This is a genomic window from Pseudonocardia tropica (assembly GCF_040105315.1).
GTDB classification, from domain to species: Bacteria; Actinomycetota; Actinomycetes; order Mycobacteriales; family Pseudonocardiaceae; genus Pseudonocardia; species Pseudonocardia alni.
The window spans coordinates 140,026-164,227 of sequence record NZ_JBEDNP010000011.1; the positions used below are offsets into that span (position 1 = coordinate 140,026).

Annotated in this window: 32 protein-coding genes; 16 read left to right on the plus strand and 16 right to left on the minus strand. The window is 74.8% G+C overall.

Going from position 1 to position 24,202, the window contains the following annotated elements:
- The first annotated feature begins 85 nt into the window (after positions 1-85).
- Positions 86-385 carry a 4a-hydroxytetrahydrobiopterin dehydratase gene (locus WHI96_RS19125; protein ID WP_345640861.1) on the plus strand — a complete coding sequence of 100 codons (300 nt, stop codon included), beginning with the start codon at positions 86-88 and terminating at the stop codon, positions 383-385.
- A 114-nt stretch (positions 386-499) separates the two neighbouring features.
- Here WHI96_RS19125 and WHI96_RS19130 read toward each other — a convergent pair whose 3' ends face one another.
- Positions 500-1,297 carry a carbon-nitrogen hydrolase family protein gene (locus WHI96_RS19130; protein ID WP_345640858.1) on the minus strand — a complete coding sequence of 266 codons (798 nt, stop codon included), beginning with the start codon at positions 1,295-1,297 and terminating at the stop codon, positions 500-502.
- Between the two features lie 200 nt (positions 1,298-1,497).
- On the opposite strand from WHI96_RS19130, the gene WHI96_RS19135 reads away from it, so the two are divergent.
- Positions 1,498-2,568, plus strand: a complete 1,071-nt coding sequence (locus tag WHI96_RS19135; RefSeq protein ID WP_226367189.1) for a 3-deoxy-7-phosphoheptulonate synthase — start codon at positions 1,498-1,500, stop codon at positions 2,566-2,568.
- Between the two features lie 11 nt (positions 2,569-2,579).
- Here the strand turns inward: WHI96_RS19135 and WHI96_RS19140 are convergent, their stop codons facing one another.
- Genes WHI96_RS19140 through WHI96_RS19150 form a run of 3 tightly spaced genes read right to left on the minus strand, consistent with a single transcriptional unit; the run spans position 2,580 to position 4,020 of the window.
- Entirely contained in the window at positions 2,580-2,999 is a 420-nt protein-coding gene (locus WHI96_RS19140) for a YunG family protein (RefSeq protein ID WP_226355285.1), read from the minus strand.
- A gap of 47 nt (positions 3,000-3,046) precedes the next feature.
- Positions 3,047-3,535 carry a GNAT family N-acetyltransferase gene (locus WHI96_RS19145; protein WP_345640848.1) on the minus strand — a complete coding sequence of 163 codons (489 nt, stop codon included), beginning with the start codon at positions 3,533-3,535 and terminating at the stop codon, positions 3,047-3,049.
- Complete coding sequence (locus tag WHI96_RS19150) at positions 3,529-4,020, minus strand: GNAT family N-acetyltransferase (RefSeq protein WP_226367191.1); 492 nt, start codon at positions 4,018-4,020, stop codon at positions 3,529-3,531. Before WHI96_RS19150 ends, WHI96_RS19145 begins: the two co-directional genes overlap by 7 nt.
- Positions 4,021-4,161: 141 nt before the next feature.
- Here WHI96_RS19150 and WHI96_RS19155 point away from each other — a divergent pair, with 141 nt between their 5' ends.
- From WHI96_RS19155 to WHI96_RS19165, 3 genes are all read left to right on the plus strand, one after another.
- Positions 4,162-4,314 carry a hypothetical protein gene (locus WHI96_RS19155; protein WP_345640839.1) on the plus strand — a complete coding sequence of 51 codons (153 nt, stop codon included), beginning with the start codon at positions 4,162-4,164 and terminating at the stop codon, positions 4,312-4,314.
- Positions 4,315-4,362: 48 nt separating this feature from the next.
- Positions 4,363-4,962 carry a thermonuclease family protein gene (locus WHI96_RS19160; RefSeq protein WP_345640837.1) on the plus strand — a complete coding sequence of 200 codons (600 nt, stop codon included), beginning with the start codon at positions 4,363-4,365 and terminating at the stop codon, positions 4,960-4,962.
- A gap of 61 nt (positions 4,963-5,023) precedes the next feature.
- A complete protein-coding gene (locus tag WHI96_RS19165; RefSeq protein WP_345640834.1) occupies positions 5,024-5,581 on the plus strand; it encodes a TetR/AcrR family transcriptional regulator in 558 nt (185 codons plus the stop codon).
- An 88-nt stretch (positions 5,582-5,669) separates the two neighbouring features.
- On the opposite strand, the gene WHI96_RS19170 is transcribed toward WHI96_RS19165, so the two are convergent.
- Entirely contained in the window at positions 5,670-6,299 is a 630-nt protein-coding gene (locus WHI96_RS19170; protein ID WP_345640831.1) for a hypothetical protein, read from the minus strand.
- 655 nt (positions 6,300-6,954) lie between these two features.
- Between WHI96_RS19170 and WHI96_RS19175 the strand changes: the two genes are divergently transcribed.
- The 4 genes from WHI96_RS19175 to WHI96_RS19190 all read left to right on the plus strand — a co-directional run bounded on the left by WHI96_RS19175 (position 6,955) and on the right by WHI96_RS19190 (position 9,752).
- Positions 6,955-7,413 carry a GNAT family N-acetyltransferase gene (locus WHI96_RS19175; RefSeq protein WP_345640828.1) on the plus strand — a complete coding sequence of 153 codons (459 nt, stop codon included), beginning with the start codon at positions 6,955-6,957 and terminating at the stop codon, positions 7,411-7,413.
- 23 nt (positions 7,414-7,436) lie between these two features.
- Positions 7,437-8,366, plus strand: a complete 930-nt coding sequence (locus WHI96_RS19180) for an RCC1 domain-containing protein (RefSeq protein WP_345640826.1) — start codon at positions 7,437-7,439, stop codon at positions 8,364-8,366.
- 145 nt (positions 8,367-8,511) lie between these two features.
- On the plus strand, positions 8,512-9,345 hold the full coding sequence (locus WHI96_RS19185; RefSeq protein WP_345640824.1) for an SCO6745 family protein: 834 nt from the start codon (positions 8,512-8,514) through the stop codon (positions 9,343-9,345).
- Positions 9,342-9,752 carry a DUF1348 family protein gene (locus WHI96_RS19190; RefSeq protein WP_345640822.1) on the plus strand — a complete coding sequence of 137 codons (411 nt, stop codon included), beginning with the start codon at positions 9,342-9,344 and terminating at the stop codon, positions 9,750-9,752. The genes WHI96_RS19185 and WHI96_RS19190 overlap by 4 nt, the downstream gene beginning before the upstream one ends.
- A gap of 6 nt (positions 9,753-9,758) precedes the next feature.
- On the opposite strand, the gene WHI96_RS19195 is transcribed toward WHI96_RS19190, so the two are convergent.
- From WHI96_RS19195 to WHI96_RS19220, 6 genes are all read right to left on the minus strand, one after another.
- Positions 9,759-10,196, minus strand: coding sequence for a BLUF domain-containing protein (locus WHI96_RS19195; protein ID WP_345640819.1), 438 nt, complete (start codon positions 10,194-10,196; stop codon positions 9,759-9,761).
- A 155-nt stretch (positions 10,197-10,351) separates the two neighbouring features.
- Entirely contained in the window at positions 10,352-10,681 is a 330-nt protein-coding gene (locus tag WHI96_RS19200; protein ID WP_345640816.1) for a hypothetical protein, read from the minus strand.
- A 50-nt stretch (positions 10,682-10,731) separates the two neighbouring features.
- The gene (locus WHI96_RS19205) at positions 10,732-11,193 is read right to left on the minus strand and encodes a hypothetical protein (RefSeq protein WP_345640813.1); all 462 of its coding nucleotides are present in this window, start codon (positions 11,191-11,193) and stop codon (positions 10,732-10,734) included.
- 262 nt (positions 11,194-11,455) lie between these two features.
- A complete protein-coding gene (locus WHI96_RS19210; protein ID WP_349302427.1) occupies positions 11,456-11,707 on the minus strand; it encodes a GNAT family N-acetyltransferase in 252 nt (83 codons plus the stop codon).
- Positions 11,708-12,195: 488 nt separating this feature from the next.
- A complete protein-coding gene (locus WHI96_RS19215) occupies positions 12,196-12,642 on the minus strand; it encodes a PIN-like domain-containing protein (RefSeq protein WP_345640810.1) in 447 nt (148 codons plus the stop codon).
- A 4-nt stretch (positions 12,643-12,646) separates the two neighbouring features.
- Positions 12,647-13,351: a DUF433 domain-containing protein gene (locus WHI96_RS19220; protein WP_345640807.1), complete on the minus strand. Its 705-nt coding sequence runs from the start codon at positions 13,349-13,351 to the stop codon at positions 12,647-12,649.
- Between the two features lie 123 nt (positions 13,352-13,474).
- On the opposite strand from WHI96_RS19220, the gene WHI96_RS19225 reads away from it, so the two are divergent.
- Positions 13,475-13,930, plus strand: coding sequence for a hypothetical protein (locus WHI96_RS19225; RefSeq protein ID WP_345640804.1), 456 nt, complete (start codon positions 13,475-13,477; stop codon positions 13,928-13,930).
- 297 nt (positions 13,931-14,227) lie between these two features.
- Here WHI96_RS19225 and WHI96_RS19230 read toward each other — a convergent pair whose 3' ends face one another.
- Complete coding sequence (locus WHI96_RS19230; protein WP_349302423.1) at positions 14,228-14,605, minus strand: hypothetical protein; 378 nt, start codon at positions 14,603-14,605, stop codon at positions 14,228-14,230.
- A 43-nt stretch (positions 14,606-14,648) separates the two neighbouring features.
- On the opposite strand from WHI96_RS19230, the gene WHI96_RS27905 reads away from it, so the two are divergent.
- A complete protein-coding gene (locus WHI96_RS27905; protein ID WP_432422462.1) occupies positions 14,649-14,852 on the plus strand; it encodes a hypothetical protein in 204 nt (67 codons plus the stop codon).
- 19 nt (positions 14,853-14,871) lie between these two features.
- Here the strand turns inward: WHI96_RS27905 and ychF are convergent, their stop codons facing one another.
- From ychF to WHI96_RS19245, 3 genes are read right to left on the minus strand one after another with little or no spacing between them, the layout of a single operon-like run.
- Positions 14,872-15,945, minus strand: a complete 1,074-nt coding sequence (gene ychF / locus WHI96_RS19235) for a redox-regulated ATPase YchF (RefSeq protein WP_345640798.1) — start codon at positions 15,943-15,945, stop codon at positions 14,872-14,874.
- A gap of 25 nt (positions 15,946-15,970) precedes the next feature.
- Entirely contained in the window at positions 15,971-16,642 is a 672-nt protein-coding gene (locus WHI96_RS19240; RefSeq protein ID WP_345640794.1) for a response regulator transcription factor, read from the minus strand.
- Positions 16,639-18,123, minus strand: a complete 1,485-nt coding sequence (locus WHI96_RS19245) for a sensor histidine kinase (protein ID WP_349302424.1) — start codon at positions 18,121-18,123, stop codon at positions 16,639-16,641. The genes WHI96_RS19240 and WHI96_RS19245 overlap by 4 nt, the downstream gene beginning before the upstream one ends.
- A 210-nt stretch (positions 18,124-18,333) precedes the next feature.
- Here WHI96_RS19245 and WHI96_RS19250 point away from each other — a divergent pair, with 210 nt between their 5' ends.
- The 3 genes from WHI96_RS19250 (at position 18,334) to WHI96_RS19260 (ending at position 20,834) form a co-directional block, all read left to right on the plus strand.
- Positions 18,334-18,777 (plus strand): hypothetical protein, encoded by a 444-nt coding sequence (locus WHI96_RS19250; protein ID WP_345640789.1) that lies wholly within the window; start codon positions 18,334-18,336, stop codon positions 18,775-18,777.
- 69 nt (positions 18,778-18,846) lie between these two features.
- Positions 18,847-20,340 (plus strand): DNA-3-methyladenine glycosylase 2 family protein, encoded by a 1,494-nt coding sequence (locus WHI96_RS19255; protein ID WP_345640787.1) that lies wholly within the window; start codon positions 18,847-18,849, stop codon positions 20,338-20,340.
- Positions 20,337-20,834 carry a methylated-DNA--[protein]-cysteine S-methyltransferase gene (locus WHI96_RS19260; RefSeq protein WP_345640785.1) on the plus strand — a complete coding sequence of 166 codons (498 nt, stop codon included), beginning with the start codon at positions 20,337-20,339 and terminating at the stop codon, positions 20,832-20,834. The genes WHI96_RS19255 and WHI96_RS19260 overlap by 4 nt, the downstream gene beginning before the upstream one ends.
- Positions 20,835-20,905: 71 nt before the next feature.
- On the opposite strand, the gene WHI96_RS19265 is transcribed toward WHI96_RS19260, so the two are convergent.
- Positions 20,906-21,442 carry a hypothetical protein gene (locus tag WHI96_RS19265; RefSeq protein ID WP_345640783.1) on the minus strand — a complete coding sequence of 179 codons (537 nt, stop codon included), beginning with the start codon at positions 21,440-21,442 and terminating at the stop codon, positions 20,906-20,908.
- Positions 21,443-21,694: 252 nt separating this feature from the next.
- Here WHI96_RS19265 and WHI96_RS19270 point away from each other — a divergent pair, with 252 nt between their 5' ends.
- Entirely contained in the window at positions 21,695-23,290 is a 1,596-nt protein-coding gene (locus WHI96_RS19270) for a DNA recombination protein RmuC (RefSeq protein ID WP_345640779.1), read from the plus strand.
- Positions 23,291-23,366: 76 nt separating this feature from the next.
- Complete coding sequence (locus tag WHI96_RS19275) at positions 23,367-24,191, plus strand: DUF6542 domain-containing protein (protein WP_345640776.1); 825 nt, start codon at positions 23,367-23,369, stop codon at positions 24,189-24,191.
- The last annotated feature ends 11 nt before the right edge of the window (positions 24,192-24,202 follow it).

Consider the following 24,202-nt stretch of genomic DNA (forward strand, 5'->3'; position numbering starts at 1 on the left):
TGCCACCGGGAGCGGGCTGCTCCACCGGGTGGATTCGGACACCCTCCACCGCGACGGGGTGCGCCGTCTGCGCCACGATGGGGCGATGCCCACCCCGACGCTGACCGACGCCGAGATCGCCGACGCCCTGCAGAAGCTGCCCGGTTGGGACCGCGACGGCGACTCCATCGTCTGCACCGCCACCCTGCCCGACTTCGAGGCCGCGATCGCGGTGGTGGACCGGGTCGCCGAGGACGCCGAGGACGCCGACCACCACCCGGACATCGACATCCGCTACGCCACGCTGACCTTCCGGCTGTCCACGCACTCCGAGGGCGGACTGACCGCGAAGGACGTCGACCTCGCCGCGCAGATCTCCGACCGCCTCAGCACCGCGGGCGGCTGAGCCGCCGCGAGCGGCCGTCCCACCGCGGACGGCCGAGACCCCGCGGCCAGGCGATCCACCGCGGACGGCGGAGCCGCCCCGGGCGGCCGCCGCACCGGGAACGGCCGGCGCGGCTCAGAACCGGCGGTTGGCCAGCACCGGGATCTGCTCGCGCACGGTCGTGGCCGCCACCGGGTCCACGTCGACCACGAGCAGCCCGGGCCCGGCGCCGAGTGCGTCGACGACCTCGCCGCGCGGGCCGGCGACCAGGCTGTACCCGATCCCGGTCGGGGCGCTGCCGTGCTCGCGACCGACCGTCGTCGGGTCGGCCTGGTCGCACGCGACGACGAACGAGCCGGTGTCCAGCGCACGCGCCCGCACCAGCAGCTCCCACTGCTCGCGCTTGCCCGGGCCCGCGCCCCAGGAGGCGGGGACCAGCAGCACGGTGGCGCCGTCGTCCGCGAGGCGCTGGTACAGGCCGGGGAAGCGCACGTCGTAGCAGGTGGACAGGCCGACCGTGACCGGCTCGTCGCCGCCCACCCCGACCACGACCGGCTCGGTGCCGGGCTCGACGGTGTCGGACTCGGCGAAGCCGAACGCGTCGAACATGTGGATCTTGTCGTAGTGGGTGTCGACACCGCCGCCGGTGGCGAGCAGCGTGTTGCGGACCCGGCCGTCCCCGGACGGGGTGAACATCCCCGCGACGACGGTGGTCCCGGCGGCCTCGGCGAGCTCGCGGACCCGCGTCGCCCACGGTCCGTCCAGCGGCTGCGCGACCGGGCCGAGCGCGACCCCGAAGCAGCACATGGTGGCCTCGGGGAACAGCACGAGCTGCGCACCGGCGTCGGCGGCGGTGCGGGTGCGGCGCTCCACCTCGGCGAGGTTCTCCTCGGGATCCGGGGTGGACACGATCTGGGCGAGGGCGATCCGCATGTGCCGGTGGTACCACGCCTGCCGCGGGCGTGGGGTACGGTCGCTGCGTGCTGAACGCGTACTACTGGTTTCGCCGGCCGGCCCGGGATGGGCTGGCAGGTGCCGTAGCGCGCTGACCTCCATCCCCTCGAGCCGGCATTCCGGACCGGCTCGGTCGAGGTGATCCGGGGCGGTCCGCCGGGTAAGGACCACCGTCTCCGATGAGCGCGAGCACCACCCCCCTGCAGGTCGCCCCGACCGACGACCGCCGCATCGAGCGGATCAGCCCGCTGATCTCGCCCGCGCTGCTGCGGCACGACCTGCCCTGCGACCCCCGGGTCGCCGAGACCGTCACCCGCGGCCGCGCCGCGGTCACCGACGTCCTCGACGGCGACGACGACCGGCTGCTCGTCGTCGTCGGGCCGTGCTCGGTGCACGACCCGGACGCCGCCCTGGACTACGCCCACCGCCTCGCCGCCCGGGCCGAGGAGCTGTCCGGCGAGCTGTGCGTGGTCATGCGCACCTACTTCGAGAAGCCGCGCACGACCGTCGGCTGGAAGGGCCTGATCAACGACCCGGGCCTGGACGGCACCTTCGACGTGAACCGCGGGCTGCGCACCGCGCGCAAGCTGCTGCTCGACATCTCCGCGCTCGGGCTGCCGGTCGGCTGCGAGTTCCTCGACCCGATCACCCCGCAGTACATCGCCGACGTGGTCACCTGGGGCTCGATCGGCGCCCGCACCGCGGAGAGCCAGGTGCACCGCCAGCTGGTCAGCGGCCTGTCGATGCCGGTCGGGATCAAGAACGCCACCGACGGCGACATCCGCGCCGCGATCGACGGGATGCGTGCGGCCGCGGCGTCGCACGTGTTCATGGGGGTGAACGCCGACGGGCTCGCCGGCCTGGTCACCACCACCGGCAACCCGGACACCCACGTCATCCTGCGCGGCGGGGCCACCCCGAACTACTCGGCCGCCGACATCACCGCGACCGTCGACGGGCTGCGTGCGGCGGGCCTGCCGGAGCGGGTCGTCGTCGACGCCAGCCATGGCAACAGCGGCAAGGACCACGTGCGGCAGGCCGGCGTCGTCGCGGAGCTGGCCGAGCGGATCGCGGGCGGCGAGCGCGCCGTCACCGGACTGATGATGGAGAGCTTCCTGGAGGCGGGACGCCAGGAGCTGGGCCCGGACATGGTCCGCGGCCGCTCGGTGACCGACGCCTGCATGTCCTGGGGCACCACCGACGAGCTGCTGGGCACGCTCGCCGACGCCGTGCGCCGCGGCCGCCGCTGAGCCCGGACCGCTCACCCCGGGCCGTCCAGCCGGTCGAGGACCCGGCGGCGCAGCAGCTCGTACTGCGCGCGGCAGCGCCGCGGCGGGCCCTCCGGGCGCACGACCACCCGGGGCGGGTGGACCGTCTCCCCCGGGCCGAACTGGTCCCGGGTGAGGTCCACCTCGGCGCCGCCGGGCAGCCGGTTCCACCAGTGGTAGCCCTGCAGCCGGCCGTCGGCGTGCCACACCTCGGCCAGCAGCAGGTCACCGCCGAACAGGTCGTGCAGGACCAGTGCCGTCGCCCCGCACTGGCCCCGCGACGGACGGTCCGGGGTCCAGTCGGTGACGTCCGCGACGTCGCACGTGTCGCGGCTCCAGGAGGCGCGCAGCGCGGCCGCCACCCGGGCCGGGACGGGTGGCGAGGCCGGGGGCGACGGCGGGGCGGTGGTCATGGATGCGACGCTACGACCGACCCCCGACAGTTCCGCGTCGCCGCAGGTCAGCCGCCCGGCGGAGCGAGGTGCCTGGCCATCAGGACGTCGTCGACGGCGACCCCGTCGACCACGAACTCGGCGCGCAGCACGCCCTCCTCGACGAAGCCGCAGCGGCGGTACAGCTCGCGGGCCCGGGTGTTCGGGCCGAGGACCCGCAGCGTGACCTTGCTGCCGCCGCTGTCGCGGGCCCGGGCCACCGCGGCGTCGACCAGCGCGCGGCCGACGCCGCGGCCGGTGTGCCCGGGGTGCACCGCCAGACCCCCGATGTAGCGGACGTGGTCGTGCGCCGGGACCGCGGGCGGAGCGGCCCCGACGATCACGTACCCGGCCACGGCGCCGTCGTCGTCGGCGACGAGCACGTCCCCGACCGGGGTCCGGTCGAGGAACGGCTCGGGCCGCGGCGGGGCCGGGCTGACCTCCGCGGTCCAGGTCAGGGCGTCGATCCGGGTCAGCCCGGGGTCGTCGGAGGGTGCCGCGGGCCGGACGGTCAGCACCGCGGGGCCGGACGGCCGACGGGCCGGTCCATCCGGGTCTCGCTGATGCCGTCGGGCCGCTCGACGACACCCCGGTCGACGAACCCGAGCCGCCGGTAGAACGCCGCGGCGCGGTCGTTGCCGATCACCACGTGCAGTGCCAGCGTCCGCGCGCCCCACCCGGCGGCGCGGTCGAGGACCGCGTCGACGAGCGCGGTCGCGGCGTCGCCCCCGCGCGCGTGCGGGGCGACCCACAGGGCGATGAGGTCGGCGACGCCGTCGCCGTCCGGCGGGACGGCCACGACCTGCCCGGCGGGGCGGCCGCCGACCTCGACCACCAGGTACCGGCCGGGCGCGGCCAGCCGGTCGCGCCACTCCTGCTCCCCCGCGCCGAGCCAGTCGGTGAGCCGGCTGTGGAACGCGTCGGGCGCCTCGGCCAGCGCGGCGAGGCGCAGGTCGCGCCAGGTCTCCCAGTCGTCGGGACCCAGCTCCCGGACGGTGATCACGCGTGGCCTCCCGGACGGACGGAGGCGCCGAACCTAGCAGCGGACCCGGAGCGGTCCGGCCGCGTGTCCGGCGATCGACAATCCTGATGACGTTGGTCCGGACGGCGCAACATCGGCCCGCTGTCCGGCGAGAGGACCGGCATGACCGCGCCGCGCCGCCGCACCCGTCCCACCGGACCCCGCCTGCTGCTGGCCGGCGCCGTCCTCGCCCTCGCCCTGTTCGGGACCGTCGCCGGGCCCGCCGCCGCGGGCACCGGCTGTTCCACGGCCTGGACCGCGGCCGGATGTCCCTGATCCCGCCCGACGGGCAACCGGACGCCCGATTCGGTACGAACTCCAGTCATGCTGCCCGAACCGCGCCACCGCGCCCGGACGCGCCTGTCCGCCTGGTCCTCCGGCCGACGCCGCACGATCGCGACGCTGACCGTGCTGGTGCTGGTCGTCCTCGGGGTCGTCGGGGGGCTGACGATCGGCCGGACGACCGACGAACCGGCCGTGGCCGGCGAGCCGGGGGCGACCGCGCTCGGCCCGCTCACCGGCCCGCCGACGCTGTACGGACGGGTGCAGCGGGTGGTGGACCCGGCGACGGTGGTGGTGGACGTCGGGGGCCGTCCGGTGACGGTGTCGGTGGTCGGCGTGGACACCGCGGCGACGCCGGCGTGTGCGCGGGCCGACGCGCAGCGGTTCGCCGAGGGGTTCCTCGACGGCCAGGAGGTCACGCTGGTGCCGGACCCGACGCTGCCCGTTCCGGCGGCGGACGCCCCGACCTGGCCCGCGTACCTCGTGGTCGGGACGCAGCAGTCCTACACCGACGCGGCGCTCGTCGCGGGCTGGGTGGACCCGGGGCAGGGCCGCTACCGGCCGGGTTTCGAGGCCGGGCAGCGCATCGCGCAGGACCGGCGGGCCGGCATGTGGGGGCCGCCGTGCAACCGGACGTCCTGACCGGGCGGCGATGCGGTGGGTCGCCGCAACCGGGCGTCACCCGTTCGGCAGAATGGTGAGCGTGGATCCCCGGGCGGTGCGCACGCGACGACGTCTCCAGGACGCGCTGCTCGCGCTGGCCAGGGAGCGCACCCTCGAGTCGATCACGATCGCCGACGTCGCGGAGCACGCGTCGGTGAACCGCAGCAGCTTCTACCAGCACTACACCGACAAGGAGATGCTGCTGGCCGACGCGCTCGCCGACCGGGCGGCGGACGCCGGGGCGGATCTGTCGGACCTGTCGATGGACGACATCGGGCCCCAGCCGCCCGCGGCGCTGCTGCGCTGGTTCATCCATCTGGCCGAGCACGCCCCGTTGTACCGGCAGGCGCTCGGCGGTGCCGCGGCGCCGGACGCCGCGGCCGGGATGCGCCGGCGGATGCAGTCGGTCGTCGCCGACACGACGGTGCGGCTGGGTGTCTCCGAGGACGCGTTCGGCATGCCGCTGGACGTGTTCGCCGCCGGCCTGACCTGGACACTGCTCGGGGTCGCGGCCAGCTGGCTGGAACGCGACCCGCTGCCCCCACCCGACGTCGCGGCCGGGTGGGCGTGGCGGATGCTGGTCCGCCGGGACTTCTGAGCTCCGCTCGGAGGGACCGGTCGGCCGTACCGCCCGGGCCGGGTCAAGCGGCCCGGGCGGTACGCGCCTCGCGGGTGTCCCGCGGAGCTCAGCCCTGGACGATGCCGGAGTTGCCCTGGTCGACCGTGGTGGTGGACTGCGACACCGGGCCGCTGGACAGCAGGCCGCCGATGTTGATCGACGGGTTGACGGTGGCCGCGACGTCGACCAGGCCGCCGCGCTGCGAGGCGTGCCCGCCGCCGCCGTGCGTGCCGCCGGACTGCAGGATCCCGCTGTTGGAGTCGTCGACGGCGGTGGTCGACTGCTGCACCGGGCCGGAGTTCAGGATGCCGCCGACGTTGGCCGACGGGCTGACGTCCAGGCCCAGCCCGACCAGGTCGTCGACCTGCACGGCGTCGCCCGCGCCGCAGCCGCTCTGCACGATGCCGGAGTTGGACCGGTCGAGCTTGGTGGCGTGCTGGGAGACCGCACCCTGGTTCAGGATGCCGCCGATGTTGAGCTGCGGGTCGACGGCGGCGTCGAGGCCGAGCAGGCCACCCTTCTGGGAGGCGGAGGACGGCGCGCAGTCGCGGCCCTTGTCGTGGTGCTTGCCGCCGTCGCCGTGGTCACCGGCGAAGGCCATTCCGGCCGAGCCCAGGACCAGCGGGACGGACAGGACACCGGCGGTGGCGATCCGCCGGGCGTTACGACGGGCGGGGGTCGTCTCGGGGGCGTTCATGGCACTCCTTCTGTGGCGATGTGATCCGGCCGTCGCACTGACACTCCGTCACTGGCCGGTGCCGCAGAACGTACGGACGCCGATCACTCAAACGAGAGGACCCCCTCGTTCGAACGGCGTTATGCCGGTTCAGGTCCAGCCGGACCGACCGTTCGCCGCGGGTCAACTACACAGAGTGCTATCCACCAGGTGTCGTTTAGCTACTCTCCGTAGACAGATGACAGCCTGCCGATCGTTACAGAAAGACCCCGGCAAGTGGGATGGATCACAGCTGCGCAACGACAGCGGGGGTCGGGCGTCTCTAGCTCCCGGAGTCACCGCCGGATCCACCCGGGAGCCACCGATACCCGGGATCACCTGCGGGAATGGGCCGTACGGCACGACGGGACTCGACCGTTCGTCGCGCGGGGTACGGCCGTCGGGTGTGTATCTATCGCCGAACGGCGGCACGGAACAGGACTGGACAGCACTTCACACCAGGCTGTCGCACGCTGGTGCGGCCTCTCACGATGAACAACGACGTGGTCCGTCCGGAGTAACGCTGTCGACCCGGATCACTCCTCTGCCGGGTCATCCCGCCGCCGCCCGGACCACGACGGTGCCCGCCGGGCGGAAACCGGTGACGCACCGGCCGGGTGACCGCGATCCTGGACGGGTGCACATCGGACTGCGACACCTCGACGAGCCTCTGCTCGCGGCGCTGTGCGACGCGGCAGCCGCCGGGGCGGACCCGCTGGAGGTCATGCCGCCGGTGCCCGGTCCTCCCGGGTGGACGACGCGGCGGCGCGCGGCGTTCGTCGCGTTCCACCGGGAGCGGTCGGTCGCGGCGCGGGTGCCGGTGGAGCGGACCTGGGCCGTCGTGGTCGACGGGGAGGTGGCCGGGGCGGCGCGGCTGGAACCGGTCGAGGGCGGCGAGGAGGCCGGGATCTGGCTGGCCCGGCCGTGGCGGGGCCGCGGGGTCGGCGGTGCGGTGCTGCGGATGCTCGTGGCACGCGCCGACGGCCCGGTCGTCGCGGAGACGACCCCGGGCAACTCCGCGGCGGTCGCGGTGCTGCGCGGGCTGGGGGCGGACGTGACCGTCGACGACGACGCCGTGCACGGCCGGCTGGGCTGAGCCGGCCGTGCATCATGGCGGGCATGGGCGTCCTCGCCGCGGGCCGGCGGCACTCGGCCGGGCTGCGGGCCGACGGGACCGTCGTCGCGGTCGGGGACGGCCGCGCCGGTGAGTGCGCCGTCGACGGCTGGACCGGGGTCGTCGCCGTCGCGGTGGGGAACGTCCACACCGCCCGCAACACCGGACGCGCGCACACCGTCGGGCTGCGCGCCGACGGCACGGTCCTGGCCACCGGCCGCGACGACGACGGCGAGCGCGCCGTCGCCGGCTGGCGCGGCGTCGTCGCGGTCGCCGCGGGGTGGCGCCGCACGCTGGGTCTGCGCGCCGACGGCACCGTGCTCGCCGCGGGGCGCGCCGCCGAGGGCGCGTGCGCGGTCGACGGGTGGCGCGGGATCCGGGCCCTGGGCTGCGGCGACTGGCACTCCGTCGGGCTGTGCGACGGCGGCACCGCGGTCGCGACCGGCAACGACCGGTACGGCCAGTGCGCGGTCGACGGATGGCACGACCTGGTCGCGGTGTCCGCCGGGTACCTGCACACCGTGGGGCTGCGGGCCGACGGCACGGTCGTGACCACCGGGCGGGGCGGCGGCGACGTCGCGGGATGGCACGACATCGTCGCGGTGTCGGCGGGCAGCGGTCACACGGTGGGGCTGCGCGCGGACGGGACGGTCCTCGCCGCCGGGGACGACGACCTCGGACAGTGCGCCGTCGGGACCTGGCGGGACGTGGTGGCCGTCGCCGCCGGGTCGGCGCACACGCTCGGGCTGCGGGCCGACGGGACCGTCGTCGCCGCGGGCGAGGGCACCGGCGGCCGCTGCGACGTCGACGGCTGGACCCTCGCCGTCACCCCACCGGGTGGATCGGCAGGTGCGGGCCCCCTGCCCGCCAGGCCCGCAGCGTCGCGGCGCCCCGTCAGGTGTGGCCCTCGTCCTCGGCGACGGCGTCCGGGGTGAACAGCGCGGTGTCGGGCGTCGAGGTCGGGGGCGGCGGCCCGGTCGCCGTCGAGACCGTCGGTGGGCCGGGTGCCCAGCGCGTCGGTGGACCGGCCCTCGCCCGGGTGACCGATCAGTTCCCGACGCCCGCCCGGTCGTACCGGTCATGTCCTCCGCGCACACCGCACGCCGCATGTTCGGGCTGACCGAGCCGATCTGCCTGGCCACCTACCTCGCCGACGAGCCGAACGAGGAGCTGGCCGCGCTCGGCCACCGCACCTACTGGGACGGCTACTTCGCGAGCCGGGCCGCGCCGCTGGGCCGGGTCCCGGCCGAGGTCGTGCACGCGGCGTTCTACAGCTTCGCCGACGGCGAGGCCGCCCGGCACATCCCGAGCGCCTGGGCGACGGTCCCGCCGGAGGAGTCCTTCGCCGCGTGGCGACGGGGCAGCGTCGCCGCGCTGCGCCGCATCCTCGGCGCCGAGCTGTCCGGCTCGCCCGGCGTGGCCCGTGCCGCCGACCTGCTCACCACCGCCGCGACGAGCGCCCCCACCGAGGGCCGGGTGATGTACGCGGGGATGCGCACCCTGGAGGTCCCCGGCGACCCGCTGACCCGGCTGTGGCAGTCCGCGACGACGCTGCGCGAGCACCGCGGCGACGGGCACGTCACCGCCCTGCTCACCGAGCGGGTCGGCGGCACCGAGGCCCACCTGCTGTCCGCGCTGGACATGGGCATCCACCCGCCGGAGACGTTCGGGCGGGTGCACCACCTGCCGGCGGCCCGGCTGGCCGAGGTCATGGCCGGGCTGCGGCGACGCGGCCTGGTCGACGACGACGGGTGGCTCACCGACGCGGGCCGGGAGGTCAAGGCGCGCGTGGAGGCGCTGACCGACGAGCTCGCCGCGCCGCCGTACGCGGCCCTGTCCGACGCGGAGCTCGACGAGCTGGTCACGGAGCTGGAGCCGCTGTCCGCGGTGATGACGGCGGCCTGGTCGCAGTGACCGCCGGTCAGGGCGGCAGCGCCGCCACCGCCGCCCGCGCGGAGCGCGTCGCGGCCGCGTACACACCGGACTCGGTGTGGCGCAACCGCGACACCTTCGCCACGGGCCGGCAGGAGATCGTCGAGCTGCTGACGGCGAAGTGGCAGCGCGAGCAGGACTACGCGCTGCGCAAGAGCCTCTGGTCGTTCGACGGCGACCGCATCGCCGTCCGCTTCCAGTACGAGTCCCGCGACGCCGACGGCCGGTGGTGGCGCAGCTACGGCAACGAGCTGCGGGAGTTCGACGAGCGGGGGCTCATGCGGCGGCGCGAGGCCGGCATCGACGAGGTCCCGACCACCGAGGCGGAGCGGCGGATCCACGGTCCGCGCCCCGGGTCCGAGCGGGGTGTCGACATCCCGCTGCGGTGAGCCGGGTCAGACCGAGTCCGCGCCGATGGTGTTCCGCATCCGCGTGAGCAGGTCCTGCTGCTCCCGCCCGGGCCGGTCCGGCGCGGCGGGCCGGATGCGGCCGTCGACGTCGTGCAGCGGGATGTCCGAGCGCCCGATCGGGGAGATGCGGGCCATCGACCAGCGGGGGAACACCCGGGACTCCGCCGTCGTCAACTCGACGACCGACACCTCGGTGTGCCGGTCGTCCTCCCTGATCTTCTCGAACAGTCCGGTGACCACCGCCTCGTCGCCCTCCAGGGTCTGGACGAACCAGTTGTCGGAGATCAGCAGCGCCCCGGTGACCCCGGCCTTCTTGTTCTTCGACCGGGCCACGTCGAAGATCTCGGCGAGGACCTCGTCGCGGCGTTCGCGGGGCACGGTGCTGTGGCTGCGGTAGATCAGCCGGTGGACCTGCTCGGCCATGTGGTTCCCCCGTGTCGGTCGGGCCGCGTCACCGGGTCGGGCGCGGAGCCGTCACGAGCCCGGGCCCCGGGTGATCGTCACGGACGATCCGACGGTAGTGGCGTGGGACACACTCCGGCGTCGCGATATGAGACAGCCTGTCGGAAGATCCACCGCTAACGGACCGGGTCGAACCGGACGTCCACCCGGACCTGTCGTCCGTCCCGCACCGCCACGCCGTGGCCCGGCCGTTCCGCGCCGTCGACCCGGACCCGCAGCGGTGCACCCTCGCCGGTGAAGTTGCGCCACCAGTTCTTGCGGTCCGGCAGCTCGACGCGGATGACGCCGCCGTCGCCCTCCGGCCGGAAGGCCACGGGGAGCCGGAACTCGGTGCCGGAGCGACGGCCGGCGTAGCTGATCTCCGTCATCGCGCCGAGGCGGCCGGAGCGCGCGAGCGGGGTGACGAGGGTGTTGACGACCCGGGCCGTGCGCTGGAGGAGGTTCACGCTCCGCCAGGGTAGCGGCGGACGACCGGTGCCGTCCGTGCCGCGACGGGTCAGCAGTCGCTCCGGGGCACCAGGCCCCGCTCGCACAGGTACTGCATCTGGGTCTCACCGCTGGTCGGCGCCCGGCCCGCGGACGTGCCCGGGTCGAGGTACCCCTGGTAGGCGGAGCACGACGGGTCGAACCGGCCGGCCGCCATCGCCCGCGCCGCGCAGTCGTCGCCGGACGCGCTCGCCCGGCTCTCCTCCGCCGCCCGCGCCTCGGCGGCCCGTGCCTCGGCCCGGTCGACCGCCCGGCGGGCCGCGACGATCGCGCCGTCCACCGCCGCACCCGGCACGGGCGAGCCCGCCTCTGCCCGGGGCAGCACACCGGTGGCGGGTGCGAACGAGGCGGACACCGAGGCGGCCGCGGGCTCCGGGGTGGTGGCCCGCTCGGCGCCGGACGCGGCGGCGCACGCACTGGTGGCGAACACCGCGGCGACGACGGCCGCCACGGCGAAGCGGCCCCTGCCCATCGTCGTTCCCCCAGCCGGTCACGCCGGCCCCGCCTCCCGGGGCCCGGCCCCAGTGTCGTGGGTGGCGCGACGACGGTGAGCGCGTACGCCGGATCGTCACCCCTTCTGATGAGCGACGACGCACCGCGGGACCGTCGCAGGTCGGACGTCCGACCGGAACCGGACCGTGTCTTGTCACCGGCCGCCGTCACGGGCCCCGCCCGGCACCTCGTCGAGCGACAGCAGATCAGGCCACCCACTCGCGTCGCAGCAGGCCGGACGCTCACGAGTCGGACACGTCGCCGTTGACGACGCAGTCCTCCCGCAGCGTCCCTTCGCGCACGAATCCGAGCTTCTCCAGCACCCGGGCGGAGGCGACGTTGCGGGTATCGGGCTCTGCCTGGACCCGGTTGAGGTCGAACGTACCGAAGGCCCACCGGAGAAACTCGCGCCGCCTCCGTCGCGTGTCTGCGGCCCCCACGCCCGCCTCGGTGAGGCAGTAGCCCAGGGAGGCGCTCGCCAGTCGGGATTCCAGCTATTGCCCGAGCACCAACCGATGAGGGCGCCGTCCGACGTGCGTTCGAGTGCCACCCGCGCGCCACATCCTTCCTCCGCCATCGTCCGACAACGGCTGATGAAGCGTGCGACGGAACCCTTGTCGGTCCAGGGCGGGGAGTCCCAGTAGCGCAGCACGTGGGCATCGCCCTGCAACCGAGTCCGGCACTGAACAGCGAGACAAGATCATGCGGTTTGCCCGCGGGTTCTACCACCGGTGCCATATCGAAGCGACGATCCGTCCGGCGAGTGGCCCGGATGGAGACCTCTTGCGCGTGCGGGTCACCGATGCTGGCGGGGCTACCTGCGCGAGCACCAGGCCCCCTGCGAGACCTCGTGATCCTGCTCATGGCCGAGTACCGGAACGCAGAACCGGGAGATGGACGGTCGCCGACTGAACTGGTCAGCTGACGACTGCGCTGCGTACCGACCAAGGAAACAGGCAGGTCGGGGGCCTGATCCGGAGTCTCAACCGCTCGGCGAGGAGTCGCTGACCGAAACGTCGTACTTCGGGCGGTCGAAGATCCGCACTCCGCTTTTGATCACCCGAGCGATCCACGGCCCGGGCTCGTCCTCCAGCGTCGCCTCCATCTCGTCCCACCAACGCATCCAGAGCTGCAGCTGACCGAACAGGTTCAGCTCGCCGCCAGCGGTCTGAAAGAACGCCCGCACGCCGTTGTCCAGCAACGCCTGCCGTTCGACCGGGTTGCGCTGGATGCGCTTGTCCCGGCTGAGGACCACCAGACCGGCCTTGCCGACGAGCGGAAGCCACTCGTGGTCCTTGGCGCCCTTCGCTACGAGCTCGCCGGGGCCACCGGGCCAAGTGATATCACCACGCACGTGCTGCAACGCCTTGGCCACGCCCATGGCGTTCTCGTCGAAGAACCAGCGGGCAGATTGGACGTCGGCCGGCACTGGATCAGGCAGCCTCGGCGGAGACCTTCATCGCGCCCTGCTCGAAGCGCACGGCCTGCTCGACGTCCGTCACCGGCAGCTCGTAAAGCTCGGCGACCCTGCGCGGATCCTCCCCCGCCTCCACCAGCTCGGCAAGGATGTCGGTGCGGACACCGTCAGGGACCGTGGGCTCTCCGAAGCTCCGCTCCGGATCGAGAACGATCGGCACCTGCTTGCCATAGGGGAACAGTCGCCCGGCGATGCCGGCCTCGTCGGTGAACTCGACCTTGTCGACGAACGCGCTGGCCTGGTCGGCCAGCTTCAAGGTGCCGTCGCGCCCGAGAACGACGATGCTCAGATCGGGATCCAGGCCGACGAACTGCTGGACCTCCATCGCTAGGTCCTTGCCCGAGGTGTAGGGCTTCAACGTCGCGAGCGGGTACTGGACATCGAAGCGCTCCCGCAGCAGTCCGATGACTGGACGCAGGTACTGTAGAGGGACCTGCTTCGCCCGGTACTCGCGCAGGTATCCGGCCTCGATGAACTCGCCCCAGGTGATCGAGTCGTTCCCGGTGGAGGTCTCGCGAATGACGGGGGCGTAGGTCTTCCCGGCGCGTGAGTATCCGTCGATCCAACGCCGCAGCCCGTCGGCGCGCAGGTTGAGCAGCCGCGCGGCCTGGCTCATCCCGTAGACCGGGCGGTGAAGCAACTCGATGCCGGCCTCGTCCACCTGCGCAGTGTGCACTACTCGACACCCTCCCTGCTCAACCCACTTTCGACTGTTCGTTCGACGCGCCCGATTTGTTACCTCCCGGGCCGTAACGCAAGATCGACATTTACCTACTAACCGGGCATGCGCACGCTCCCCCACCTCGCCGCAGCCGCGGCGCTCCTGCTCGCCCTCGCCGGATGCTCCTCCTCCATGCCCGCCCCGACCGCGGACCAGGTGGTCGCCGACCTCACCTCGAAGATCTCCTCCGTGCAGCCGGGCGAAGTCGTTACCGCTGAGAACGACCCGAACAAGCTGCTGGGCAGGCCGAACGGCTACACCTCGGCGATGGCCTTCACCGACTCCCGGGTGCCGACCGACCCGTTCCCGCCCGCACCCGGCTCGATCGAGGCCGGCGGCAAGGTCGAGGTCTTCGAGTCCGAGGACACCGCCCAGGCCCGGGTCGAGTACATCCAGCAAGTCACCAAGGGCGCCCCGATGCTGGGCGAGTACATCTACCGGTCCGGCCCGGTGGTGGTCCGGGTCGCGAGCGGGCTCACCCCGGACCAGGCGGCCGATTTCGAGAGCGCGCTGGGCTGACTCTGGCCGCTGGCGGGCCCGGTACCGCGACCTCGTAGCCGAGAGCACGCGCGACACTTCGCACGGAAGGTCGACGGCCAACGCTCGCTCGACGAGGTCATCGCCAGCCCTGCCCACCGGCCGGGACGTCGACTCTTGCGCCGGCAGGGTCACGCCCGGATCGTCCTACGCCGAGTGGTCTGCGGGCGGTGCTGAGTGCTGCGGTGCGGGATCGTGTCGTCGCGACCGACCCTCCGCGGGACTGGTCCTCCCCCGCCGCCGCAAGGCTGATCGGGCCATGACCATCCCGACCGCCGCTCAGGTCCACGCGCTGCTCGACGTCGCCAACCGTCCTTCGCGGCGGGCGTCGCACTCGGGGCGGTCACCGGGCTGCGGATCGGGGAAGTCTGCGGAGTCCAGGTCGGCCACGTCACGTTCCTGCAGCGCACGCTCGATGTCCGTCGGCAGGTGCAGCGCGCCGGCGGCACTGCTATCGAGGTGCGGCCGCCGAAGTACGGCAGCGAGCGCACCGTCGCCCTGCCCGACGACCCGGTGACCCTGATAGGTCAGCACGTCGGCGAGCTCGCGGGCGACGACCCGGCTCGCTGGCTGTTCCCGGGCGCTGACGGGGTGCGTCTCTGCACCGGGACAGCACCGGCTGCCACTGGCGCACCGCTCGCGCGGCCGCGAGAGCACCGGAGCTGCGGTTCACGACCTGCGGCACTTCTACGCATCGGGCCTGATCGCCGCCGGCTGCGACGTCGTGACGGTGCAGCGCGCCCTCGGGCACGGCTCTACCACGGTCACGCCGAACACCTACGCGCACCTCTGGCCGTCGGCCGAGGACCGCACCCGCGGCGTCGCCACCGACCTGATGGCGACGGCGCTCGCGCGACCTCTTGCGGACCGCGCACGGACCGCTGAGGGAGCGGCCCCCCGATGACCTGGGCAGATGCCGTCTACTACACGTTGAAGCGGAACTCGACCACGTCGCCGTCGTGCATGACGTAGTCCTTCCCCTCCATCCGCACCTTCCCCGCGGACTTCGCGGCGTTCATCGACCCCGCGGCGACCAGGTCGTCGAAGGAGACGATCTCGGCCTTGATGAAGCCCCGCTCGAAGTCGGTGTGGATGACCCCGGCGGCCTGCGGCGCGGTGGCGCCCTGCGGGATCGTCCAGGCCCGCGACTCCTTGGGCCCGGCGGTCAGGTAGGTCTGCAGCCCGAGGGTGGAGAACCCGGCGCGGGCGAGCTGGGCCAGGCCCGGCTCGTCCTGCCCGATGGACTCCAGGAGCTCGGCGGCGGAGGAGTCGTCGAGCTCCAGCAGCTCGGCCTCGACCTTGGCGTCGAGGAAGACCGCCTGGGCGGGGGCGACGAGCTCGGTGAGCTCCTTGCGCCGGGCGTCGTCGGTGAGGACGGCCTCGTCGGCGTTGAAGACGTAGAGGAACGGCTTCGTGGTGAGCAGGGTCAGCTCGCGCAGCAGCTCGGTGTCGGCCTTCGCCTGGAACAGCGTCCGGCCGTCGTTGAGGATCGCGACGGCGGCGTGCGCGGCGTCCAGGACCGGCTTGCGGTCCTTCTGGGTGCGGGCTTCCTTCTCCAGGCGCGGGATCGCCTTCTCCAGCGTCTGCAGGTCGGCCAGGACCAGCTCGGTCGCGATCGTCTCGATGTCGCTCGCGGCGTCGATGCGGCCGTCGACGTGCACCACGTCCGGGTCGTCGAAGACGCGCACGACCTGGCAGATCGCGTCGGACTCACGGATGTTCGCGAGGAACTTGTTGCCCAGGCCTGCGCCCTCGGACGCGCCCTTGACGATGCCGGCGATGTCGACGAAGGACACCGACGCCGGGATGATCTTCTCCGACGAGAAGATCTCGGCCAGCGTCCCCAGGCGCGCGTCGGGGAGCGGGACGACGCCGACGTTGGGCTCGATCGTCGCGAACGGGTAGTTCGCGGCGAGCACGTCGTTGCGGGTCAGCGCGTTGAACAGGGTCGACTTGCCGACGTTGGGCAGGCCGACGATGCCGAGGGTGAGGGACACGGACGACCAGGGTAGTCGGGTCCGTTCAGCCCGGTTCGAGCCGGTAGCCCGCGCCGCGCACGGTCGCGATCCAGCCGGCGCCGAGCTTGCGGCGCAGGTAGCGGACGTAGACGTCCACGACGTTGGACGACGCCCCCGACTCGGCGGGCCCCCACACCAGCCGGAGCAGCTGGTCGCGGGACAGCACCTGGCCCGGGTGGCGCAGGAACGTCTCGGCCAGCGCGCACTCGCGCGTCGACAGCTCGACGGTGCGGCCGTGCACGCTCACGTGCCGGGTGCGGGGGTCGAGCTCGAGCCCGTGGAAGGTCAGCACGTCCGGGTCCGGGACGGGGCGGGCGCGCTCCAGCCGCAGCCGGATCCGGGCCACCAGCTCCTCGAACCGGAACGGCTTGGCCATGTAGTCGTCGGCGCCGCCGGTCAGCCCGGCGACGGTGTCGTGCACGCTGTCGCGCGCGGTCAGGATGATCACCGGGACGGCGCTGCCGGCCGCCCGCAGCCGGCGCAGGACCTCGAACCCGTCCATCCCGGGCAGCCCGATGTCGAGCACCAGCAGGTCGAACCCCCCGGTCACGGCGTGGTCGTGCACACCGGCCCCGTCGGCGACGACCGTGACCTCGAACCCTGCTCCGACCAGGCCCTTCTTCACGAACGACGCGATGCGCGGCTCGTCCTCGGCCACCAGGATCCGGCTGCTCACGTCGCGCTCCTCGGCAGGTCCAGCGTGAAGGTCGCCCCGTGCCCGGGTGTGCTCTCGAGCAGCACGCGGCCGCCGTGTGTCGTCGCGATGGCCTCGACGATGGACAGCCCGAGCCCGGCGCCGTCGGAGCGGGGCGCGTCGTCGCCGCGCGCGAAGCGCCGGAACACGCGGTGCCGGTCCTCCGGTGCGACGCCCGGTCCGGAGTCGGCCACCCAGATCCGCACCCGCCCGTCGACCGCCTCCGAGCCGAGCGCGATCCGGTCGCCGTCGCCGGTGAACCGGGTCGCGTTGTCGGCCAGCGCGACGACGGCCTGGGTGATCCGCTGCGGGTCCATCCGGCACCGCACCGCGGCCACCGACTCCAGCCGCCAGTCCCGGTCGGCGAGGCCGGTCAGCTTCTCGAACAGCTCCCGGGTCAGCACGCCGACGTCGACGGTCTCGGTCCGCAGCAGCGACGGCTGCTCGGCCCGGGTCAGCGCGAGCATCTCCGACACCAGCCGGTTCATGCGCTCCAGCTCGTCGTCGACCAGGGCGACGGTCTCGGCGACGTCGTCGGGATCGCGCGGGTCGAGCACCCCGAGGTGCCCCCGGACGATGGTGATCGGGGTGCGCAGCTCGTGCCCGGCGTCGTCGACGAACCGCCGCTGGGACACCATCCCGCTCTGCACCCGGTCGAGCATCGCGTTCAGCGTGGTCGCCAGCTCGGCGATCTCGTCGCGGGCCCGGGCGCGCTGCGGCACCCGGCGCGACAGGTCCCGCCCGGTGATGGTGCGGGCGGTCGCGGCGACGTCGCGCAGCGGCCGCAGGATGCGCCCGGCCACCAGCCACGCCCCGACCGCGGACAGCAGCGCCGTGCCGAAGCCGACCAGCCCCATCAGCCGCGCGGCCTCGTGGGCGAAGTCGTGCTCGCGCTCGGTGAAGTAGCCGATCACGATGACGCCGCGCTGCGGGTCGCCGGCGAGCCCGACCGGCAGCGCCGACCAGCGCACCTCGCCCGCCGAGCTGAGGTAGGAGCCGCGGGTGGGACGGCGGACGTCGGCGACCAGCGCGGCGAACGCCGGGTCCTCGCGCAGCAGCACCCGCGGGCTGGTCCGCCGGGACTCCCAGCGGAAGCGCCCGTCGAGGTAGCCGAGGAACTTCTCGTTCGGCCGCGCCACGTTGGCGGCGATCACCGACCGCAGGATCTCGTCGACCGAGGAGTACGGCTGGCCGGTCGTCGGGTTGACGCCGGTCTCGGTGACGCGGGCGAACTCGGCGATCTCGGAGTTCAGCGCGCCGTCGATCCGGCGGTCGGTCTCGTCGATCAGCAGCATCCAGGTCAGCAGCGTGACGACGCCCAGCGAGGCCAGCACGAGCAGCAGGACCCACCCGACGATGCGGGTGCGGGCCGCGGTCGCCCGCCCGGCGCGACGGGGCCCGGGGCCGGACTCGACGGCCTCGGTCGCGATGATCGCCTCCAGTTCGTCCGTGCCGACGACCATGATCCCGTACCCCCGCCGGGGCCAGGACACGACACCCACCGCGGGTGATCACCGTCAGTCGCCGTCATTGCTCCGTTGGGCGTAAGGCATACTCCGTCGCACGACGCACAGGTGACGCACAGCCATCGTCGAACCGCTCCCATCACCCGGACGGCCGTGCACCACATCCGTCCGGGCCGAGCTTCGACGACCGAGACCGAGGGGGACGTCGTGCGCCTGCCCGGAATGCACGCCCTGCTGACCGCGGGGGTCGCGGTCCTGACCACCGCCGGGACCGTGTCCGCGGTGTCGCTGACCGCTGCCGGCCGGGAGGAGCCCGCGCCGGACCCGGCCCCGGCACCGCCGGCCGCGCCCGCCCCGCCGGCACCCGCTCCCCCACCGCTCGTCCCGGCCCCGGCCCCGGCTCCGTCGGGCGGGCGCGCACCCGTCGTGCGCGACGACACCGGCGGCGTCACCCGGGAGCGGGAGACGACGGCCCCCGAGCCGGTCGAGCCCGCCCCCGTCGCGACCCCGGCACCGGCCGACCCGCCGCGCGCCACCCCGGAGCGGACCCGCGAACGCCCGTCGGGGGTCCCCGGCCGGGACGCCTCGCGCGAGGAGGAGGTCCGCTTCGCCTGCGAGCAGGGATGGGTGTCGGGCGCGCTCTGCCCGTAGACCGGACCGCGGACACCGGTGACCGATTCCCGCCAGTGACGGCGGCCGCGGAGTGGCATCGTCGGTGCCGTGCTGCTCGACCACGACTCCTGTTACCGCGCCGTCGCCGCCAAGGACGCGCGGTTCGACGGCCAGTTCGTCACGGCCGTGCGCACCACCGGCATCTACTGCCGCCCGTCGTGCCCGGTACCGCCTCCGCGCTCGCGCAACGTCGAGTTCCTGCGGACCGCGGCCGCCGCGCAGACCGCGGGCTACCGGGCCTGCCGGCGGTGCCTGCCCGACGCCGTCCCCGGCTCGCCGGAGTGGAACCTGCGCGCCGACGCCGCCGGGCGGGCCATGCGCCTGATCGCCGACGGCGTCGTCGAGCGCGACGGGGTGCCCGGGCTCGCGTCGCGGCTGGGCTACTCGCCCCGCCAGCTCGGCCGGATCCTCACCTCCGAGGTGGGCGCCGGGCCGCTGGCCCTGGCCCGCGCGCAGCGCGCGCACACCGCCCGCATCCTGGTCGAGACCACCCCGCTCGGACTGGCCGACGTCGCGTTCGCCGCCGGGTTCGGCAGCGTCCGCCAGTTCAACGACACCGTCCGCGCCGTCTACGGCGTCCCGCCCTCGCAGCTGCGCGCCGAGGCCGCCCGCCGGTCTCGGACCCGTGAGCCCGGCCCGCCGGGGGCGCTGGTCCTGCGGCTGCCCTACCGGTCCCCGTTCGACCCGCACGGCCTGCTCGACCACCTCGCGGCCCGCGCCGTCGACGGCGTCGAGGCCGTCACCGGCGGCACCTACCGGCGCACGCTGCGGCTGCCGCACGGACCGGCCGTCGTCGCGCTGGACCTGACCGCGCGGGCCGGGGCCGTGGTGGCGACGCTGCGGACGTCCGACCCGCGGGACGTCGGTCCGGCGGTGTCCCGGCTGCGCCGGCTGCTCGACCTCGACGCCGACCCGCTCGCCGTCGACGCCGTGCTGGGCGCCGACGACGCACTCGCCCCGCTGGTCGCCGCGACGCCCGGGATCCGGCTGGCGGGCACCGTCGACCCGGCCGAGACGGCGGTGCGCACGGTGCTGGGCCAGCAGGTGTCGGTGGCCGCCGCCCGCACCGCCGCGGCCCGTCTCGCGGCCGTGCACGGGACGCCGCTGCCCGCCGAGCTGCGCGACGACGACGGGCCGCACCTGGTGTTCCCGGGGCCGGGGACCCTCGCCGACGCCGACATCGCGGGGCCGGCGCGACGGGCGTCGTCGCTGCGGGGACTGTGTGCCGCGCTCGCCGACGGCACCCTCGCCCTCGACCCCGGGCGTGACCCGGACGGGCTGCGCGCCGAGCTGTGCGCGCTGCCCGGGATCGGTCCGTGGAGCGCCGGCTACCTGGCCATGCGCGTCCTGGGCGACCCCGACGAGCTGCTCGCCTCCGACCTCGCGGTGCGCCGCGGGGCCGAGGCGCTCGGACTGCCCGGCGACGAGGCGGCGCTCACCGCGCGCGCCCACGCCTGGGCCCCCTGGCGGTCCTACGCCGCCACCCATCTCTGGCGGGCCGCGACGTCCGCCGCCACCACCACTCCGCGGAGGAACGCATGAGCACGGCAACGTGGTCCACACGGGACACCCCGGCCGGACCGTTCACGGCCGTCGTCGACGACGACGGCCACGTCCTCGCCTCCGGCTGGACCGCCTCGGTCGACGAGCTGCTCGCCCTGGTGCACCGCTCGCTGGCCCCGGCGACCGTGGTCGAGGGCGACCTCGGCGCGGTCGGCGAGGCGGTCGACCGCTACCACGGCGGCGACCTGTCGGTGATCGACGACGTGCCCGTCCGCCAGCGGTCCGGCCCCTACCGGGAGCTGGCGTGGGACGTCCTGCGGACCGTCCCCGCGGGGGCGCCGGTCACCTACACCGGCTACGCCGAGAAGACCGGCCGCCCCGCGGCGGTGCGGGCCGCGGCGGGCGCCTGCGCGTCCAACGCGGCGGCGCTGTTCGTCCCGTGCCACCGGGTGCTGCGCAGCGACGGGAGCCTGGGCGGTTTCCGCTACGGCCTGGCCGTGAAGCGGTGGCTGCTGGCGCACGAGGCGGTCTGAGACCGCCGCGGCGGCCGCGGATCGCGCACCGCGGCCGCCGCGTGATCGGTGGTCCGGGGCGGCGCCCCGGGTCAGCGCTCGGTGACCGGGCCGACCTGGATGCCGGCGTCGACGCCGATCGGTCCCCGCGCCAGGAAGCCGCCCGGAACGTCACCGCCGGGACCGTGCAGCGAGAACTCCAGCTCGTTCGCCGGGGCGGGCCCGGCGGAGTCGCGGACCTGCACGTCGAACTGCACGGGCTCGCCCGGCCCGAACTCGACGGCGCGGGTCTGGTCGCCGTAGGGCACCGCGACCTCGGAGGCGCGCGGCGAGCCGTTCAGGCTGAACACCAGGTCCGACGGCGATCCGGACAGCAGGCACGGCGACGTGCCCGGGGCTGCGCTGAGCACGACCGTGTAGTGGCGGTGCCCGGCGCTGCCCGGGGCCGGGTGGATGGTCGCCTGCTGGTTCGCCGGGCGGCAGGCGCTGGGCGCCGGGTCCCCCGCCGGCGTCGCGGGTGCGGCCGAGGCGACCCCGGCTGGGACGAGCACGGCCGCGGCGGCGACCGCCAGGGCGGCGGTGGTCGTGGCGGTCGTACGGCCGATGGTGCGGGCGAGTCGGGTGGTCATCACAGGTACCTCTCTCACTCTCGCGGTGCGCCCGGGCCCCCCGGCCCGGACCGTCGGCCCCCCGAAGGTCCGACACCGGAAAAGACGTGTGCATCGCGAACCGGTTCGCCCGGCGTGGCATCCGCCTCTCCGGGGCAACCCGGCAGGCCGCCGGCCGTCCCCCGTGCGTGCCCGTGCGAGACACCCGGCTCCGGACACGCCGCTGAGCTGCGGCGACGCGGAACTGTCAGGGGTGCGGTGCACGCTGCGGGGGTGGACGTCCTCAGCCTGCTCCTCGGATCGCTGCTCGGTGCGGCGGTCGCCGCCGCCGTGGTCCGGTCGGTGGCCGCCGCCCGGTTCCGGGCCGAGGCGGCCGAGGCGGCCCGGGCCGCCGCGAACACCGCCGCCACCACCCGGGCCGACACGGCGGGCCTGCGCGCCGAGCGCGCCGCGCTGCTCGAACGGATCGAGGAGCTGCACGAGTCCCTCGACGACGCGACGATCCGCGCCCGGCGGGCCGAGTCCGACGCCGCGGGAGCCACCGCCGCGCTGCGCGCCGAGCGGGAGGCCCGGGCCGGTGCCGAGGCCGCGACGGTGCGCCGCGAGGCCGAGCTGAAGGACTCCTTCGCCGCGCTGTCGCAGGACGCGCTGGCCCGCAACAACGAGGCGTTCGTGGCGCTGGCGGAGAGCAGGCTCAAGGAGGCGACCGCCGCGCTCGCGGCGAAGGCCGACGGCGACCAGGCCGCCCGCGCGAAGGCCGTCGAGCAGCTGCTGGACCCGGTCTCGGCGGCGCTGGGCCGGGTCGAGGGACAGCTGCGGACGGTGGAGAAGGAGCGCGAGTCCGCCTACGCCGGGCTCCGCGAGCAGGTCAGGGCGATGGCGGCGAGCTCGGACAAGCTCGGCACCGAGACGAAGGCGCTGGTCAACGCGCTGCGGGCGCCGCAGGTGCGGGGCCGGTGGGGCGAGATGCAGCTGCAGCGGGTCGCCGAGATGGCCGGGATGCTCGAGCACTGCGACTTCTCCACGCAGGTGTCCGCCGCCGGGGAGGACGGCGGGGTCCGCCCGGACATGCTGGTCCGGCTCGCGGGCGGCAAGCAGGTCGTCGTCGACGCGAAGGTGCCGTTCGCGGCCTACCTGCAGGCGGTCGAGGCCTCGGACCCGGACGTGCACACCGAACGGCTCGCGGCGCACGCCCGGCAGCTGCGCACGCACGTGGACCAGCTCTCGGCCAAGGCCTACTGGGAGTCGTTCGAGCCGACACCGGAGTTCGTGGTGCTGTTCGTGCCGGGCGACCCGTTCCTGGAGGCGGCGCTGCGCTCGGACCCGGGACTGCTGGAGTACGCCTTCGGCCGCAACGTCGTGCTCTCGACGCCGACCACCCTCGTCGCGCTGCTGCGCACCGTCGCCTACGGCTGGAAGCAGGAGGCCCTGGCCCGCAACGCCGCCCAGGTGCACCGGCTCGGGCGCGAGCTGCACGGGCGCCTCGCGACGATGGGCACGCACGTCGCGAAGCTCGGCCGCAGCCTGGACGCGGTGGTGGACAGCTACAACCGGACCGTCTCCTCGCTGGAGGCGCGGGTACTGGTGAGCGCCCGGAAGTTCACCGAGCTGCAGGTGTCCGACACCGAGCTGGGGACGCCCGCGACGGTGGACCGGACCCCGCGCGGCGTCTCCGCGCCCGAGCTGGTCGCCTCCGCCGGCGACTCGCTGGTGTCCCTGGAGGACCTCGGGCGGGCCGACCACCACCGGTCGGACGGCACCCGATCCGGCGGTGGCCGACCCGACGGCGCACATCCGAGCACGTTCGGCGACGGCGAGACCGCACGCGACGAGGCGGCCGGGACACCGTGGCGGGAGGGGTTAGGCTGACCGGGTGACCACGGCCCGATCCAGCTCGGCCCGCCGGCCCGGCCGGAGGCCCGCCCCCGCGCGCGGTGGCTGGCCGGTGCGTGAGCGGTCCCTGCTCCCCCCGGTCCTCGGTGTCCCGCCCCTCGCGGCCACCGGTCTGGCCGTCGGCACCACCGCACTCGGGGTCCTGGCGGACCTGCTGCGGATCGGCACCGTCGGCCGGGTGTTCGAGGTCTGCTACCTGCTCGGCTGCGTGCTCGCGGTGTCCTGGGTCCGCCGGCGTGGGCTGTTCCTGCCGGCCGTGCAGCCGCCGCTGCTGCTCGCCGTCGTCGTGCCGCTGGTCGCGGTGCTGATCGGCGCCCCGTCCGGCGGCGGCACGGCGCAGGGCCTGCTCATGGCGGGCGCCCCGCTGATCAACGCGTTCCCGGCGATGGCGATGACCACGCTGGTCGTGCTGCTCGTCGCCGGTCTGCGCGTGCTGCGCCAGCGCCTCGGCCCGGACGACGCCGTCGGCCGGCTGCGGCAGCGCCTGGGCCGCGACCCGGGCGGGTACGACCCCGACGGTCCCGGCGGACGGACCCGGGCACCGCGCGGCGCGGGCACCGCGACGACGACCGCGGCCCGGTCCCGCACGACCGGCACCGCCCGTACCGGCTCGACGACCGGTGCCGCGCGCACCGGCTCGGTCCGCACCGGCAGCGCCGGTCGCACCGGGTCCACCGGCCGTACGGGCGCCACGAGCAGCGGGGTCTCCCGCACCGGCTCGGCGGCCCGCTCCACCGGGTCCGCCGCGCGGTCCACCGGGTCCGCCCGCTCCGGATCGTCCCGCACCGAGTCCTCCCGCACCGACCCGTCCCGCTCCGAGCCCTCCCGTGGGTCGACACGCGGCGCCACCGGCCGGACACGCCGCGACACCCGCTGACGGCCGTTCCG

Excerpts from the sequence above, each read along its gene's own strand:
- WHI96_RS19195 (WP_345640819.1), bottom strand. The coding sequence starts at position 10,196 with ATGGCCGAGCAGGTCCACCGGCTGATCTACCGCAGCCACAGCACCGTG.
- WHI96_RS19205 (WP_345640813.1), bottom strand. The coding sequence starts at position 11,193 with ATGGGCAGGGGCCGCTTCGCCGTGGCGGCCGTCGTCGCCGCGGTGTTC.
- WHI96_RS19225 (WP_345640804.1), top strand. The coding sequence starts at position 13,475 with ATGCGCACGCTCCCCCACCTCGCCGCAGCCGCGGCGCTCCTGCTCGCC.
- WHI96_RS19170 (WP_345640831.1), bottom strand. The coding sequence starts at position 6,299 with ATGAACGCCCCCGAGACGACCCCCGCCCGTCGTAACGCCCGGCGGATC.
- WHI96_RS19140 (WP_226355285.1), bottom strand. The coding sequence starts at position 2,999 with ATGACCACCGCCCCGCCGTCGCCCCCGGCCTCGCCACCCGTCCCGGCC.
- WHI96_RS19265 (WP_345640783.1), bottom strand. The coding sequence starts at position 21,442 with ATGACCACCCGACTCGCCCGCACCATCGGCCGTACGACCGCCACGACC.
- WHI96_RS19245 (WP_349302424.1), bottom strand. The coding sequence starts at position 18,123 with ATGGTCGTCGGCACGGACGAACTGGAGGCGATCATCGCGACCGAGGCC.
- WHI96_RS19155 (WP_345640839.1), top strand. The coding sequence starts at position 4,162 with ATGACCGCGCCGCGCCGCCGCACCCGTCCCACCGGACCCCGCCTGCTG.
- WHI96_RS19160 (WP_345640837.1), top strand. The coding sequence starts at position 4,363 with ATGCTGCCCGAACCGCGCCACCGCGCCCGGACGCGCCTGTCCGCCTGG.
- WHI96_RS19260 (WP_345640785.1), top strand. The coding sequence starts at position 20,337 with ATGAGCACGGCAACGTGGTCCACACGGGACACCCCGGCCGGACCGTTC.
- WHI96_RS19185 (WP_345640824.1), top strand. The coding sequence starts at position 8,512 with ATGTCCTCCGCGCACACCGCACGCCGCATGTTCGGGCTGACCGAGCCG.
- WHI96_RS19135 (WP_226367189.1), top strand. The coding sequence starts at position 1,498 with ATGAGCGCGAGCACCACCCCCCTGCAGGTCGCCCCGACCGACGACCGC.
- WHI96_RS19180 (WP_345640826.1), top strand. The coding sequence starts at position 7,437 with ATGGGCGTCCTCGCCGCGGGCCGGCGGCACTCGGCCGGGCTGCGGGCC.
- WHI96_RS19125 (WP_345640861.1), top strand. The coding sequence starts at position 86 with ATGCCCACCCCGACGCTGACCGACGCCGAGATCGCCGACGCCCTGCAG.
- WHI96_RS19130 (WP_345640858.1), bottom strand. The coding sequence starts at position 1,297 with ATGCGGATCGCCCTCGCCCAGATCGTGTCCACCCCGGATCCCGAGGAG.